At 40.5% G+C, this 15,679-nt stretch carries 15 protein-coding genes; 13 read left to right on the top strand and 2 right to left on the bottom strand.

Annotation, left to right across the window (positions count from 1 at the left end; all coding sequences use genetic code 11):
• The first annotated feature begins 8 nt into the window (after nucleotides 1-8).
• The 4 genes from TW85_RS01585 (at nucleotide 9) to TW85_RS01600 (ending at nucleotide 5,001) form a co-directional block, all read left to right on the top strand.
• Nucleotides 9-773 (top strand): ATP-binding cassette domain-containing protein, encoded by a 765-nt coding sequence (locus TW85_RS01585; RefSeq protein WP_046015332.1) that lies wholly within the window; start codon nucleotides 9-11, stop codon nucleotides 771-773.
• Between the two features lie 122 nt (nucleotides 774-895).
• Nucleotides 896-1,741, top strand: a complete 846-nt coding sequence (locus tag TW85_RS01590) for an SDR family oxidoreductase (RefSeq protein WP_046015333.1) — start codon at nucleotides 896-898, stop codon at nucleotides 1,739-1,741.
• A gap of 225 nt (nucleotides 1,742-1,966) precedes the next feature.
• Nucleotides 1,967-2,926, top strand: a complete 960-nt coding sequence (locus tag TW85_RS01595) for a LysR family transcriptional regulator (protein WP_046015334.1) — start codon at nucleotides 1,967-1,969, stop codon at nucleotides 2,924-2,926.
• A 101-nt stretch (nucleotides 2,927-3,027) separates the two neighbouring features.
• The gene (locus TW85_RS01600; protein ID WP_052701779.1) at nucleotides 3,028-5,001 is read left to right on the top strand and encodes a TonB-dependent receptor; all 1,974 of its coding nucleotides are present in this window, start codon (nucleotides 3,028-3,030) and stop codon (nucleotides 4,999-5,001) included.
• A gap of 79 nt (nucleotides 5,002-5,080) precedes the next feature.
• On the opposite strand, the gene TW85_RS01605 is transcribed toward TW85_RS01600, so the two are convergent.
• A complete protein-coding gene (locus TW85_RS01605; RefSeq protein WP_046015335.1) occupies nucleotides 5,081-5,944 on the bottom strand; it encodes a LysR family transcriptional regulator in 864 nt (287 codons plus the stop codon).
• A gap of 139 nt (nucleotides 5,945-6,083) precedes the next feature.
• Between TW85_RS01605 and TW85_RS01610 the strand changes: the two genes are divergently transcribed.
• Nucleotides 6,084-6,965, top strand: coding sequence for a DMT family transporter (locus TW85_RS01610; protein WP_046015336.1), 882 nt, complete (start codon nucleotides 6,084-6,086; stop codon nucleotides 6,963-6,965).
• 9 nt (nucleotides 6,966-6,974) lie between these two features.
• Here the strand turns inward: TW85_RS01610 and TW85_RS01615 are convergent, their stop codons facing one another.
• Nucleotides 6,975-7,871 (bottom strand): LysR family transcriptional regulator, encoded by an 897-nt coding sequence (locus TW85_RS01615; RefSeq protein ID WP_046015337.1) that lies wholly within the window; start codon nucleotides 7,869-7,871, stop codon nucleotides 6,975-6,977.
• 236 nt (nucleotides 7,872-8,107) lie between these two features.
• On the opposite strand from TW85_RS01615, the gene TW85_RS01620 reads away from it, so the two are divergent.
• The 8 genes from TW85_RS01620 to TW85_RS01655 all read left to right on the top strand — a co-directional run bounded on the left by TW85_RS01620 (nucleotide 8,108) and on the right by TW85_RS01655 (nucleotide 15,576).
• A complete protein-coding gene (locus tag TW85_RS01620; RefSeq protein ID WP_046015338.1) occupies nucleotides 8,108-8,650 on the top strand; it encodes a peroxiredoxin-like family protein in 543 nt (180 codons plus the stop codon).
• 161 nt (nucleotides 8,651-8,811) lie between these two features.
• Nucleotides 8,812-9,477 (top strand): hypothetical protein, encoded by a 666-nt coding sequence (locus TW85_RS01625; RefSeq protein ID WP_046015339.1) that lies wholly within the window; start codon nucleotides 8,812-8,814, stop codon nucleotides 9,475-9,477.
• A gap of 140 nt (nucleotides 9,478-9,617) precedes the next feature.
• The gene (locus TW85_RS01630; protein WP_046015340.1) at nucleotides 9,618-12,203 is read left to right on the top strand and encodes a LuxR C-terminal-related transcriptional regulator; all 2,586 of its coding nucleotides are present in this window, start codon (nucleotides 9,618-9,620) and stop codon (nucleotides 12,201-12,203) included.
• A 98-nt stretch (nucleotides 12,204-12,301) separates the two neighbouring features.
• Entirely contained in the window at nucleotides 12,302-12,865 is a 564-nt protein-coding gene (locus TW85_RS01635; RefSeq protein ID WP_046015341.1) for an OmpW family outer membrane protein, read from the top strand.
• A gap of 19 nt (nucleotides 12,866-12,884) precedes the next feature.
• Nucleotides 12,885-13,175, top strand: a complete 291-nt coding sequence (locus TW85_RS01640; RefSeq protein WP_046015342.1) for a hypothetical protein — start codon at nucleotides 12,885-12,887, stop codon at nucleotides 13,173-13,175.
• Nucleotides 13,156-14,613 carry a methyl-accepting chemotaxis protein gene (locus TW85_RS01645; RefSeq protein WP_046015343.1) on the top strand — a complete coding sequence of 486 codons (1,458 nt, stop codon included), beginning with the start codon at nucleotides 13,156-13,158 and terminating at the stop codon, nucleotides 14,611-14,613. The genes TW85_RS01640 and TW85_RS01645 overlap by 20 nt, the downstream gene beginning before the upstream one ends.
• The gene (locus TW85_RS01650; protein ID WP_046015344.1) at nucleotides 14,610-14,963 is read left to right on the top strand and encodes a hypothetical protein; all 354 of its coding nucleotides are present in this window, start codon (nucleotides 14,610-14,612) and stop codon (nucleotides 14,961-14,963) included. Before TW85_RS01645 ends, TW85_RS01650 begins: the two co-directional genes overlap by 4 nt.
• Before the next feature lie 199 nt (nucleotides 14,964-15,162).
• A complete protein-coding gene (locus TW85_RS01655; RefSeq protein ID WP_046015345.1) occupies nucleotides 15,163-15,576 on the top strand; it encodes a hypothetical protein in 414 nt (137 codons plus the stop codon).
• Nucleotides 15,577-15,679 lie beyond the last annotated feature (103 nt).

The following is a 15,679-nucleotide window of genomic DNA, read 5'->3' on the forward strand; positions in this document are numbered from 1 at the left end:
AGCCTCTCATGATACGTATTAGTGGTTTAAGTAAAAAATATAATGAAAAGTACGTGGTAAAAAATGCATCCGCCCTTTTTCCCCTAAGTAAAGTGACCAGTGTTATTGGTCCTAATGGCGCAGGGAAAAGCACACTCCTTTCTATGGCCAGTCGATTAACCGAATCTGATGCCGGTAATGTCGTGATTGCCGATAAAGCACTAGAGCAATGGAGCAGTGAAGCACTTGCCAAAAAACTGGCGGTGCTGCGTCAGTCTAATAATATCAATATGCGCTTTACCGTGAGAGAGCTAGTTTCATTTGGCCGTTTCCCTCACTCTAAAGGACGCTTAACCCCTAAAGATAATGAATTGATAGACAGGGCATTACATCATCTTGAAATCACTCATTTGCAAGATAGATATATTGATCAGTTATCAGGAGGCCAAAGGCAAATGGCGTTTATCGCTATGGTAGTTGCCCAAGATACTGACTATATCTTCTTAGATGAGCCATTAAACAATCTGGATATAAAACATTCAGTGGACATTATGTCGATTCTTAGAAAGCTTGCTGAGAAACATAATAAAACTGTCGTCATTGTCATTCATGATATCAATTTCGCCTCAGCCTATTCAGACAATATTCTTGCTATGAAGCAGGGAGAAATCATTAAAAGCGGCCGTGTTGAAGAGGTTATCAAACCAGACATATTAGAAGGCATTTACGGTATCCCCTTTAATGTTCAGAAAATAGATGGGAATTTAACTGCACTTTACTACCGTTCAAACTAATCGTTTAGGGGTTAGATAATTACCACTCATTCGCTCAGATTTACCTATCGGTAAATGGCAAGTTAAGTATTATTTAAGCACTAGGGTCACTGAACTCTAATCACTAAACAGGAATAGAAACCATGAAAATAGCCGTTACTGCAGCCAGCGGACAATTAGGGGCAGCTATCGTAAAAGCCTGTGTTGAGTTGCTTTCAAGTAAGCATGTTGTTGGCCTTGCACGAACAGTTGAAAAAGCTAAGCATCTTGGCGTAGAAGTTCGCCCTGGGGATTACAGTAAACCCGATGAGCTCGCCCAGTCACTTGTATCTATCGATGTGCTGCTATTGGTATCTGGTATGGATGCACCGGATGAGCGCATTCAACAGCACAAGAATATTATTGAGGCGGCTAAGAAAGCTGGGGTAAAGAAGATTGTCTATACCAGTGTGCAAGGTGCTGAAGAAGGTACTGCTTTCTCTCCTGTTATTCAGAGCAATCGACAAACAGAACAAGATATACGTGAGAGTGGGCTTGAATGGGTCATTGGTCGTAACGGTATCTATATCGAACCAGATGTTGAATACATAGAGAGCTATAAGCAGGCGGGAGGTATTTATAACTGTGCTGGTGAAGGCAAATGCGGCTATACCAACCGTGCGGAGTTAGGCTATGCCTATGCGCGTATGTTGACGGAGGATAAGCACAATGGGCAAACATACAATTTGCATGGTCAGTCCCTCACTCAACAACAACTTGCTGAATACATGAATAAAGCATTTGATACTAAGCTTGCTTATCATGCAGTTTCATTTGATGACTTTCGCCAAGAAAGAATGGCGGAATTGGGTGATTTTATTGGCAATGTTATTGCTGGCATTTATCAAGGTATCAAAGAGGGTAAATCAGATAACCCTAGCCAGTTTGAACAAGCAGCAGGTCGCAAGCACCAAAGTTGGGATGATTACTTCTCAACATTCGTCTCATAAACTCACTCGCACTTTACCTAGGATAAACTTGGTTTAGCCTAGGTAGCCACCTGAGTCTTGATTGAACACAACAGACAAAGGCTTTTTAAAAAGCGTCGTTTTTTCGAAATGGGTAAACTTTCTATAATTAAGTGAATTATAGTTCATTAATACAAATGATTATTATACGCATATACGTTATTATGCATATAATCAAAGAGAAAGCCTAAAGCAGTTGTCTATTCAATGAACCTGAACCAACTTGACCTCAATTCACTTCTGGTACTGAAACAGCTATTGGAAGAGAAACATGTGACTAATACCGCCCTTACTCTAAATATTAGTCAGCCTACTGTCAGCCGATCTCTTTATAAGCTACGCAAGCTGTTTGATGATCCATTACTGGTTAGAACAACAACGGGGTATGAGCTGACACCCAAAGCAGAGTTTATTAAGCAAGAACTGAATAAGCTGCTTGGCCATTTAGATAACCTCATTAATGGGCAAGATTTTGAGGCCGAAAGTAGCAAGAAAACGATCAAGCTTTTCGCTTTACCTCCTCAAATGGAAACCTTTGGCACCAAGGTTGTCGAACGTATTCGTCAAGAAGCCCCTAATATGGAGATTGATTTAGATTGTATTCCCAAGCCTCACTTTTCGACTCTGATTTCAGGTGATGTTCATTTTGTAATATCCCCGCTTAAGCCTCCATCTTCAGAACAAGACATCTATATGTCACGCCTTTATAGCCAAGAGTTCAGGCTCATCATGAGCAAAAAACACCCGCTAGCTAATCAAGAGCTAACACCAGAGAATTTGGTGGAATGCCATTTTGGTCAAATTTCCCTTCAAGGGGACAAGCAACTCACCATTGAACCACGTTTTAAAAACCTAGGTATTCTTGATGGACAAAAGAAGCTTTCAGCTCCTATTCGCTTAAACAGTTTCTCATCTGCTGCTGCCATTGCAGAAGTGACCGACACTATCTTTCACTTGCCTACTAATTATGCAAAAGCCATGTGTGAAAAGCATGACCTTATTGCTCGTGAAGTACCAGATGCGCTCAAAAATCAAACTTATCTAGACACTTATTTATACTGGCATAAACGCCATAATAATGACCCTATGTGTCGCTGGGTACGATCTTTAATTAAGGATATTGCATCCACTTGGGTTGGTTCAACAGAGACATCATTACATATGTAAATAATAATAATTCGCATCTGTCATGGCGAATAAATTGAACTTTGCACCGTACAAACATCTAATGATAACCATTCTTAACAACGAGATTGAATGGTTAAACTATGTCACACGCACTACCCTTCGAACGTAAACCCTTAGCAATAATTATCAGCACACTTTTATCTAGCTTCTCTCTTTCAACCTTCGCCGATGATGTTAATAACCTTGATACGATTCAGGTTTGGGGGACTAAAATTAGCAGCGCTACCTCATTGCTAACTGAAGATATTGAAACAAAACAAGCCGACCACATGAGCGACCTACTTAGAGATCAACCCGGTGTCGATATTGGTGGCTCCCACCCTCTCAACCAGTCTGTTTCCATTCGCGGTGTGAGTGAACTAGACCTCAACATTTCTATAGATGGCGTCAACCAAAGTAACAATGTTTTCCACCATGTGGGGAATCTACTTTTAAACCCAGATATTATTAAAGCTGTCGACCTTCAGGTGGGTAATAACTCTGTTATCAATGGTGGCCTTGGCGGTGGCATTGCATTTGAAACTAAGGATGCAAAAGATCTACTAAAAGAAGGCAGTAACTTCGGCGCTCGCCTATTTGGTGGTATCGCCAGTAATGACTATCACAACTACTCAGGGACAGTTTACTCTCAGGTTGATGAACTCGATTTCATGGCTTACTACAGTGTAATAGACCGTGACAATTTTGAAGACGGTGGTGGTGTTAAGCAAATAGGACAAGAAGGTAAATTACAGAATTATTTGTTTAAAACAGGTTGGGATATTAATGACTCCAATCGCCTAGTACTAAGCTACGACTATTACGAAGATGAAGGTGACTACAGGCTAAAATCTAACCTTGGTGTTGATTACGATGCTCACGTTGTTTATCCCATTAGCTATAGCCGCGAAACCCTCTCTCTTACCCATGAGCTATCTCTCACCAATACAGAGGTTCACTCTACCTTTTATAGTAATGAGATGAACTACAACCCTATCATGGATGGCGTCGATAACGAGGCAATTACAGATAATCTAGGTCTTAAGGTACTCGCGGAAACAGACTTTGAAACGGGCGATATCTTCCATGTTGCACGTTATGGTATTGAAGGCATTGATCAAGAGTCCGATGCGTATCAAAACGATCAGCGCCGTTCAGGCTATAACGAGAAAACGACCACTTATTCCCTTTATCTAGAAGATGAAATGGAATTAGTAGAAGGTTTCTTCCTGACCCCTGGTGTGCGCTATGATCACCATGAAATGGATACCAACTCATCGGATGACACCTTCACAGAAACCAGTTTTGCCCTAGCATCTAAGTATTTGATGACAGATCAATGGACTGTGCGTGCCAGTGCTACTGAATTATTTAAAGGCCCTCAAGTGCCAGGTTCTTTTATCCAAACGCCAGATGTTAAGACAGAAAACTTAAAAGCAGAAACAGGTATCAACTATGAAGTTGGCGCCTCTTTTGAAGATCAGCAATTTGCTGGGTTAGATTCTTTCGGCTTCTCTGTCACCCTGTTTCAAACCCAAATCAATGATTATATCGATGATACCGAAACCGGAAAATCAGGTATTCAAAATAAAGGAGACATTGAGATTCAAGGTGTCGAGGTTTCTATGAATGGCCGCCTTGGTAATGTTTCAAGCCGTCTAACCTATACGCACACAGATTCTGAATACACAGATGTAAATGAAGACTTTGTGGCCCGTAACCGAACCAGTGCTGCGGTATTAGGTGAATCCCTTGAAGACAGTGCGGGTGATAGCATTTCTTTGAACATTGGCTATGCAATACCTCACATGGATTTAACAGCAAACTGGACTAGCATGGTAACGCTAGATTTAGATGCGGATAATGCTGAAGACTTAGATAAAGACGGTTACTCAGTCCACAATATTTCTTTGCAATGGATTCCCGCTAATGCTGAAGGTCTAACAGTCACTGCTGGTATAGAAAACATGTTTGATGAACGTTACTTCTCTCATGCTTCTTACTCAGATCCTCAATTTGGGATCGACTATGAATCAGGTCGTAATTTCAAGTTAACAGCAGCATACAGTCTGTAATTTAGATCCCCGTTAATCTAAACGCAGAATAGAAAGGTCTGAGAGTGTTTTCAAACAGCTCTCGGGCCTTTCACTCGTATTAGAGCTCACGTTTTAACGCATAGATAATCTCTTCGTACATGGCATCCACAGCCGTTGAGGATTTAGACTTTTTACTGCGTACTAACTCAACTTCCATTGTCGGTAATTGAGGCAATCCATTTTGGCTACCCAAGACTTTTAATTTAGACGTTAGACTGCATTTGGTGAGCACAGCAACCGCTATTCCACTTAAGGCAACAGCCACTTGTCCTGAGGTACTCGGGCTTTGATACACAATTCGATATGGCGTATTTTGGCTCTCTAAACGCGCTAGTACGGTTTCTCTGATATGGCTACTTTCTTCGTGAGTTGCTAACGGCAAAGGGTCTTTCTCCCATACTTTATATTCTTCTGCAGCGACCCAATATACCTCTTCTAAAAAGAGTAATTCTCCACGAGTCACCTTATCTCTTGTGACAAGGGCGATGTCTATCTCACCCGCTTCAACCTTAGGTATTAAGGCACCTGTGTGCTCACAGGTTAAGGTAATCTCAGCGCTAGGGTGGCGAATGGCAAAAGCCCTTAATACAGGCGCAAGATACGCATTAGCATAGTCATCTGGAACACCCAAATGGATACGACCTCTTACCCCTTCTCCTCGGGTAAGCTCTAGTGCCTGTGATTGTATTTCCAGCATTTTACGGGCATAGCCAATTAAGTCTTTTCCTGTTGGTGTCAGCGTTAAACTTCTCGCATTACGCTCTAATACGGGTTTACCAATCACATTTTCTAGCTTTTTAATCTGCATGCTAACGGCTGACTGGGATCTATGAACTTGCCGTGCAGCCCCGGATAACGTACCAGCATCAACGGCAGCCACAAAAGCTTTTAGCCAATCAATCTGTAAATCCTGCATTGCCATAATCATTCACTCTAATCATTTCATCTATTCGAAAATCGAATTTTTACTAGATAAATTATTCGTTTTTATAATCCTAAAGACCTACTTATAGTTTATCAACCCAGTTCATACCGAATGAGAAGTAGATAGAAGCCCCCTTATGTCAGAACATCAAGCATACCATTCAAATCAAGCTACCTTGCTAATGGCATCAGGCGGTTTGTTATTAGGTACCATAGGCATTTTTGTTGCCAATACAGGACAATCTCCATTAGCCATTGTCTTCTACCGCTGCCTTTTTGGTTGCCTCGCCCTACTTGCTTGGGCTTATTTCTCAGGCAAGATAAATGAATTAAAACTCTCTAAGAAGCAGATTAAATACGTCAGTATCATCGGTGTCTTTATGGTGATTATTTGGAGCCTTTATTTCTATTCCTTACGCCTAATCCCCATAGGAATTTCGACCTTGGTATTCCATATTCAGGCGTTTTGGGTACTGATTTTAGGCGCCGTTTTCTTTAAGGAGAAGATCACCCTAAGATCCTGCTTTATCCTCACGTTAGCTCTCTTAGGGCTTGCCTTAAGCACAGGTTTATTAAATGGCAGTAGCGCAGGGTTTGGCCTTTCAAATGCCTTTTTAAAAGGCATAGGCATATGTATTTTAGGTTCATTTTTCTACGCTGTGACAACCTTAATTGCCAAGCTCAATACCGGTATTTCTTCTTTATCCCTAACATGGTGGCAATGTGCTGTTGGGGCTTTAGTCACGGCTTGGGTACCGTTTTTAAAAGGCTGGCCGCTTGAAGTTTCTGCTTGGGCTTGGTTAATCGGTATCGGAGTAATTCACAGTGGCCTTGCCTTCACCTTGATTTACCAAGGTATCAGCCGCTTATCCACCAGCCGAATTGCCGTATTACAATTCGTTTATCCTGGTACCGCTATACTGATTGATTGGGCTGTTTATGATCATGCATTAAGTTTCATGCAATGGGTCGGTGTAATGCTTATTGCCTATGCATTATGGGCTTTGCGGAAAGCCTAAAGATTAAAGCTAGCCGATGACACTTGCACCTAATCTCGCCTTAACAAAATCAATAAAACACCTGACTTTTAAAGGCACATAACGACTTTGAGGATAAATCATATTAAGGGGAATACTATCACTCGTATACTTAGGCAGGACCTTTATTAATCTCCCTGTTTTGAGATGTTTTTCCACCATCCAGATTGGCACTTGCGTAATCCCAGCCCCAGCAAGCGCTAAGGTTAAATTAGTATCACCACTGTTACTTCGAAAAGAACCAGAAACCGGTATGGCAATATCTTTTCCTGCATAGTGGAAATGCCAATTATTCAACGTTTTTCTAAGAGTGAAGGTAATGCAGTTATGTTGTTTTAAATCTTCTGGTACTTGTGGTTCACCCTGTAAAGCAAGATATTCAGGCGCAGCAACAAGGATTAAAGGGTTATCAAAAAGCGGCAATGCAATAAGACTAGAGTCTTCTAACTTACGTGCACGGATAGCAATATCAACACCCTCAACAATAAGGTCGATATGGCGCTCTTCCAGCAGCATATCGATTTCAATATCTGGATACTCCTGAAGAAATTCTACGATTAAAGGCGCTAGAATTAACTTTCCTAAAGACACAGACGAAGCGATACGCAGTACACCTGAGGGAGAGCTGACTTTGGACCTTACCTTGGCTTCCACCTCATCAAGCTCGGCCAGCATAACAAGACAGTGCTCATAGTACTCAGCACCTGCTTGGGTTAACGCCTGCTCTCTACTAGTACGAGAGAGTAACTTAACGCCTAGCTGCTTTTCTAATGCTGCGACCTTCTTACTTATGCTGGCTTGAGAAACACTTTGCTCTCTACCTGCCGCCGAAAAACTACCTGTCTGAATCACACGAACAAAGGTGCGCATCGCATTTAGTTGGTCCATACAAGTCTTACCCTCTCGCTTTAGATAAAGTGCATGTTAGTGAATTTCTATACCCAAATCACCATAGGTTTCACCAATAAAAACAAAAACTATTCCATTTTAGAATAGATAATATGCACTTTAGCTAGGTTATCCTAAGCTTTTATCCGCCTTATTATCCTACCAAGATTAAAATCTTCCGCCCCTAAAGGCGTATTTAACAAAAGATTAAACATGATTAAAAGTTGAGGTTTTATATGGCTTACACACCAAAATTAGCAGCAGGAGATACGTTTCCGACTGTCACGGCAAAATTATTAGATGGCTCAAGTATTGAATTAGGCAAACCTCATAGTGGGGCTGATTGGCAGATGTTAGTCGTTTATCGCGGTAGACATTGCCCTATGTGCACTAGCTACCTTAACCAGCTAGAAGAGCATAAAACGGCTTTGGGAAATCTTGGCGTCAGTGTTGTGGCCGTTTCCGCAGATACAGAAGCACGCTTAAAAGAACATATGCAGGAATTTGATGTGAGTTTTCCAGTTGCTTATGGTCTGACAGAAGAACAAATGCAGACCTTAGGACTTTATATTTCCAACCCAAGAGAAGGTTTGGAGTGTGACTACAAATTCGCAGAGCCTGGCCTTTTTGTAATTAATGAAGAAGGTAAGATACAAACGCTAGATATCTCCAACGCCCCATTTTTGCGACCTGAATTAAGCGTATTAGTCGGTGGTTTAGGCTTTATCCGTAATCCAGAAAACAATTACCCCATTCGTGGTACAGCCTCTTACAAATAAACGTCTAAGCGCCTATTCACTAGGCGCTTTTCCTACATACCTAGTATTTATCTTTTACAACAGCTAAAAAATTCAATACCTATTCACCATATATGGTGATTCAATTTAGCCTCCTCCTTGATAACTTTGCGCCTCAAATAATTCCCTAACCAAAGACTTCAATGAAGACATTAACTCTGACTCGTTTAACTCTGCTAGTTCATGCGACTTGCTTCGCATATGGTCTAATCATCATGCTAAGCAGCCTGCACAGTTTTCAAAGTGAGAACCTATTTAACTTTAATATAATCAACACCTTAATATTAAGTTCAGCATTAAATATTGATTTTAATTTTTTAATCTACTTGGTTTATAGCGGCAGCATTTTTATCTTGAGCGGCACATTATTTTTTCTTTCAAAAAGTAAATCGATCACGCTTGCAATCGCCACACTGGCTACAGGCAGTATTTGGACAAGTTTCTTGCTACTTAATGGCGGCATAGCGATTGGGTTAACACAACAAGCCACTGAGATACCTTCATTCAACACCCTCAATAACAATCAAGTCTGGCACACCTTTGAAGTCATGCTAAATATTGCGGCGAAAGGAAATGAGATTATCGGTGCTATATGGGTTCTACTGGTTGCTCTCCTATTGCCTTCAAACCATGTTAGTTTAAAAGTAACTAAACTTATCACTAGCCTCATTGTTGTTATCTCAGCTTGTGCTTATTTTGAACGAAGTGAACTCTTTTCGAGTTTATTTGATTCACTATTGATTCTTTGGTTCTTATGTATGTATTTTTCATTTCCATATGCATATAAATATTGGAAATCAAATTCTTAACCTTATTGTTAAGTCGATTTAGTTAAGAGAGAAACATCACTATATTTTTATTTAACTTGCTATCACTCTAAACTAAAAAACAACCAATCAGTAACATCTCATAAGTAAGCTAAGAGCATAAAACAAATAAGGGATTAAGCATGATTATTAAAACCAAATTGTATAGTCCATCGCCTAAAGCAGACTTTGTTAAACGCATTGCATTAATTGAGCAGCTTAACCAAGCGAAGAACAATAAATTAACCATAGTTTCAGCCCCAGCGGGGTTTGGGAAGTCACACTTAGTTGCCTCTTGGTGTAAAGAAGTTAAGCCAAAATATGCTTGGCTTTCTCTCGATCTCAATGACAATAATCCTGACATTTTTTTAGCTTATTTAGTGGCAGCAATTCGATCAGTAGATGCTAATTTAGCGGAAGATGCTTGGCATATGACACAAGGGAAAGAAGAGAAAGATGCAGGTATCATACTCACTTCTCTTGTCAATGAACTGGCCTATTACCCAGAAGATTTACATCTCATTCTAGATGATTATCACTTAATCCAATCAGAACAAATTGATAAGATCATCTCTCAATTACTTGAACTCTCACCTAATAATTTTCATTTACTTCTCGTCACTCGTATAGACCCTAATTTACCCTTAGCAAAATATCGCGCCCAAGGTGAATTACAAGAACTACGTGCTGCCGATTTACGATTCTGTGATGATGAAGCAAACGCATTTTTTAACCTTCCGACAAATATAAGCCTAAGTGATAGATGTACACGACTGGCAAATAAAAACACTGAAGGTTGGATTGTAGGCTTACAGTTATCTGCACTTGCCCTGCGTGGTCAGTCAAACCCTGATGCCACTATTTCGCGCTTTCGTGGAACTCACACTTACATACTGGATTATCTAACGGAAGAAGTCCTTACTAAGCTCCCTGAAGAGGTTCGCAGATTTCTCTTTGATACCTATTTATTATCTGAATTTAATGCTGAACTCTGCGATTATGTATTAGACATACAAGATAGTGCTCAACATATTGCCTACCTTGAACAGCACAATATTTTTATCATCTCTCTCGATGATGAGAGAGTTTGGTTTCGATACCATCACTTATTTGCTGATGTACTCAAAGTACATGCGAAACAATCTGAGCAGCACAATCAAGCCGTACATTGGCGAGCAGCACTATGGTTTGCAGAGCAAGGCAGACTCATTGAAGCGGTAAAACATGGCTTTTTAGCAGATAACACACGCCAAGTAGTATCTCTAGTTGAAAAACATTGGCCTTCGCAAAGGGTCTACCATCATGACTCTCAGCTCATTGCTTGGCTTAAAGATGTCAGCATTTCCCTTTTACAAGATCATCCAGTGTTATCCGGTTATTACGGTTTAGCCTTACTTTCTCATGACCCCGAAAAAGGTATGTACCTGCTTGATAGCACTAGACGAGCATTAGCTGAATCTAAAGTGAACCTAAACGAAGCAGAGAGCACCACTTATGGCATAGTAAATATTGGAGAAGCTTATATACATGCAGCACAAAACAATATTGATGAAGTGCTAGAAAGAGCCCGCACCGCTTTTGAGAACCTAAATCCAGACGAAGCTGTTTGGCGAGGATCGGCTAAAGCGCTTGAAGGGATCGCCTTATGGCAAGCGGGCCAAATTCAAGATGCTCGAAAAAGCTTAAACTCCGCCGTTACCAATATGGATCGTTCGAAGGATACTAGCGCTCACATTACAAGTCGCTTTTTACTTGCCGATTTCTATTACCAATTCGGTTGGCTCAATCAGGCTAAGCATACAATCGAATCAGCAATCGCTATTGCGGATACTTGCCATGGTTACACGATCGAAGGTAGTGCAGATGCCTATCTATTATTAGCTGAAATTGAGTTCGAACAAGGGAGCATTGATAAAGCGAATATTAATTTAGATATTGCAAATCAGTTTGGTGAAAGAGGCTCAATGCCAGAAACAAGATACAGATATCCTTTGCTTTCTGGACGAGTCGCAAACTTGAATGGAAAGTTTGATAACGCGCTCCAGCTCTTTAATGAGGCAGAGAACTTATTTCATCAAAGCCCAGCCCCTTGCCATAGACCGCCAGTATTTTGGAAAGATGTTCTTTATTTAAATCAAGGCAATAACATTAAGGTAAAAAAAGAGCCATCTGCAAGCCTAGCGCTACACATGAACAGCCACGCTTACTTACCTTACTTGCTTGCATCTCTAGAGTCAGTTGAACAAGTAGAAGCAATTTTTTCGAGCGAAGAAACGCTAGATAGCACGCCTAGAAGCTTCTACATTAAATTGCTAATAGAGGCGATTAGTCACGATTTAAAAGGTAATACAGAACAGGCCAAAGCGTCTTTAAAAACAATTCTTACCGAGCTAAGTGAGCATCAAGACAAGGTCTGGATCAATGAAGTTAATGTATTAAAGCACTTCTTTGAAAGGCATCACTTGATACCTAAAACTCGAATCCCTTCAATTGTTAAACAAGATTTAGTGGAACCGCTGAGCACTAAGGAAAAAGAAGTTTTAAATTGGCTTGATTCAGAGTTAACAGGACCACAAATCGCCTCACGCTTATTTGTTAGTCTCAATACATTAAGAACCCATACAAAAAACATATATTCAAAGCTAGACGTAAATAATCGTCGTGCGGCGATTAATAAAGCAAAATCACTTGGTTATCTTAATGAGAATACGCTGAACTCTATCGAGTAATTTTGATGAAATCACATCATGTGGTGATGTGAGCAGAAAAACACATAAGTAACCTAGTGAGATGTTTGACTCATTCAACATCTTACTAGGAAACTTTCATGAAAATCAGAACACTTGTAGCTGCATGCTCCTTCTTTGCTCTTTCAGCAGGGACAGTTCACGCTGCAGACACCGCCTCAACCTTCAAAGTCGTCATCGGCTCAAAATCATTAGAAGATAAGTGGGGTAAAGATGACTCCATGGATACCCTTGGACTCCTATTCACTTACTTCCCTTCTTCTTTACCAATTGGTATCGCGACCGATATATACGGCAACGGAAATGAAACGGGCAATTCAGTCAAAACAGAAACCGCCGCAGGTGAATTTAACCTAGGTTTAAGGCTTCAATCTCCAGTACTGAACAAGTCTTTCTCGCCTTACATAGGTGCCGGAGTTAGCTTTGTTGCTGCTGAACGTGAAGTAAACAATGCCGGAAAGAAAACGACCTACGACGACACAGGTGTCGGTTACTGGGTTGGCGGTGGCATTGACTACATCTTCGCCCAACGCTGGACTCTTGGTATTGACGCCAGATACACCAGTGCTGATGTGAAGCTAAACGGTCAAGAGCTTGACGCTGGCGGCAGTGGTTTCGGTGCCACTCTAGGCTATCGCTTCTAACAAATTGTAGAGAGAGACTATGAGTAACATAAATCAGGAAGTCATACGTACCTACGATATTTATATTGCGGAATACCTCTCTCTTAATTGGAGGCAAATTTTTCCAGAAGTTGTCATCAGGGAAGTTGCCTCAGGCACCTGTATCACAGTGCAGTGCCGAGACCAATCAGAGCTACATGGCATTATCAGAATCATTTCAAAATTAGGTTTAACACTGCAAACCATCATTATGCAGGGATTTTTAGATGATTCGTTTAAAGAAAAATCAGCAGGAATGAGAAGCCAAACTGATGAAACAACTCACGTTTAACAAAAAAACCTATATTATTTTAAGCTTCCTAAGCGCGTTATCTTTTTTATATATGATGCGCTATGGTTTTTCTTACACAGACCTCATCATTAATACCGTACTCATCGTTTTAGTTGTCTTGCTCAATCGTGAGTCAATAAAGATTGTTATCCCATATCTTTTATACGCTTTCGTCGTCTTGCATATTCACCAAGCTTACGGCGATATTATGCTCCACTTCGAAGTCTTTATCCTGCTTGCCTGCACAACCATATACCATGATTGGAAAATGGTTTTTCATTGTCTCATTGCAGCGGCAGTTCATCATTTATTGTTTTACTACCTACAGTTCGAAACACCTATGGATGTGTTTATCTTTCCTCCTGGTAGCCCTTTTTTAATGACGATAGAGCACTGTTTATATGCCGCACTACAGGCATCAATTTCAATTTATGGCAGCCTATCTCTTAGTGAAAGTCTAAAGAAATTAAAATATGTCGAATCATCCATTGATTACATGGTTCAAGGTGAAAATCTCATTCTCGATATTGAGCTAAATAACCAAGGAGAGTTCGAACAAAGATTTAATCAGATAGTGATTAACTTAAGAGAATTATCCCAAATACAGGCTACGACCATTTCCTCTTTAGATATTGTTTCCGGCGCAATAAAAGAGGACGTAGACAGTATTAATAAAGAACTGTCATCACATGTGCTTAATACTGAAATGGTGGCTGCTGCGGTTGAAGAGCTGGGAGCGTCTTTCAATTCAATTACATCATCCACGACTGAATGCAGCCTTAGCACAGGCCAAGCCCAAGAAATTAGCCTCAAGAGCCTTGCTGAAGTTGAGGTATGCCGCTCTGGGTTAGAAACTTTAGTCGGAGTCGCCAACGATACTCAGACAATCATTAAAACCGTCACTACAGATACGGAGCAGATTTCTAGTGTGTTAGAAACCATATCTCTCTTATCTGAGCAAACAAACTTACTTGCTTTAAATGCCTCTATTGAAGCAGCAAGAGCGGGTGAGCAAGGTCGAGGGTTTGCCGTGGTTGCAGATGAAGTAAGGTTATTAGCTAATCGAACAGATAATAGCCTTGAGCATATTCAAAGCTCGTTAAACCAACTATCAAAGAGTGTTGATATTTCAAACTCTCATGTTTTGACCATGCTAGATTCAGCGGAAAATGTGACAAGCTCACTGGATGAAATCATCCTGGACTATCAAAAAATCTCATCCAACATCACCAAAGTAAATGATGAGATGTACCAAGTATCATCCGCTGTGACACAACAGAATACAGCACTTACTCAAATCAGTAAGAATATGTCTGGACTAAATAACAGCTCACAAAGTGTGACCCAAAGAGTGGCCTCACAGCATCAATCGGTCAATCAATTACAAGTAGAAATGCTGTCTCTACAAAAAGTCAGCGACAAACTGGTGATGGAGTGAGGAAACTAAATCTAGCTATAGTTCTCAGTGCCACATTTGCACTGGGCTATAGCTGGCCTTCCTTACCCAGCGAAGAAGCAAGCTTTAAACCAGCTGTAAATGATCAATCAAAGGCTGCAAGTCGTGTCTTTATCAGTTCAAATGGCCAAATATTTGGAGTGATTAAAGTAAAAGCAATTGAACACAATAAATTTCGAGTATTAACGCCATTGTGCTCAAAACCAGCTTTCAAAAAGCGTCAATATTTCAAGGTTTCATGCTTTGGCCATTCAAGATTTCGCGGCAAATTTTACAAGCTGACGATGCGAAGTCATTACCGATTATCAAAGGTTTTCATCCAAGATCACTAAAGTGAAAGATGAGATATGCCAAGTGTTATCAACTATAGCGCAAAAAAACACAGTATTTATGCAAATCAGAAAGAAGATGTTAGGGCTAAAAAATGCTTAATAATGCGAGCAAAAAAACAACCTCTAAGTATCGATCTGACAATCAATTACACCTAGAGGTGCTCTCTTTGCAAAAGGTAAGCGGCGAGTTGGTGATGACGTGAGAAATCTGATTCTAGCGATTGTTCTAAGTGCCACATTTGCACTGGGCTACAGCCTACCCTCCTTACCCAGTAAAATGGAGTTTGCTGATATTCAATTGCCTAAACAGACACAAGATTGCACGTTTAACGGGCCAGACTGTGACTCATTAAGTCATAAAATAACCCTTATTTCAGGGCAATTTTTAGCCCTTGAAGAGACGCGTTTTAAACTCGCTTTAAATGATCAGACAAGCACCCCAAATCATGTTTTTGTCAGTTCAGATGATCAAGTATTTGGCGTGATTAAAGCAGAGGCAATTGAGAACAATGAATTTCGGGTTTTAATCCCTTTTTGCTCCAATAGCAAAATGCGAATTATTGTCTTCACCGATGAGAAAGTGCCTGGTGTCAGGCTCCCTAGCCCATCATAACTATGTAAGGAGGTTAATCACTTATAGAAGCAAATATGAAAAATCTATTTAATTCATTTTATCCCCAAAATGTTCCTCTCAGCTCCTAACTCTACTATTAGGG

Source organism: Marinomonas sp. S3726 (assembly GCF_000967665.1).
Classification (GTDB): Bacteria; Pseudomonadota; Gammaproteobacteria; order Pseudomonadales; family Marinomonadaceae; genus Marinomonas.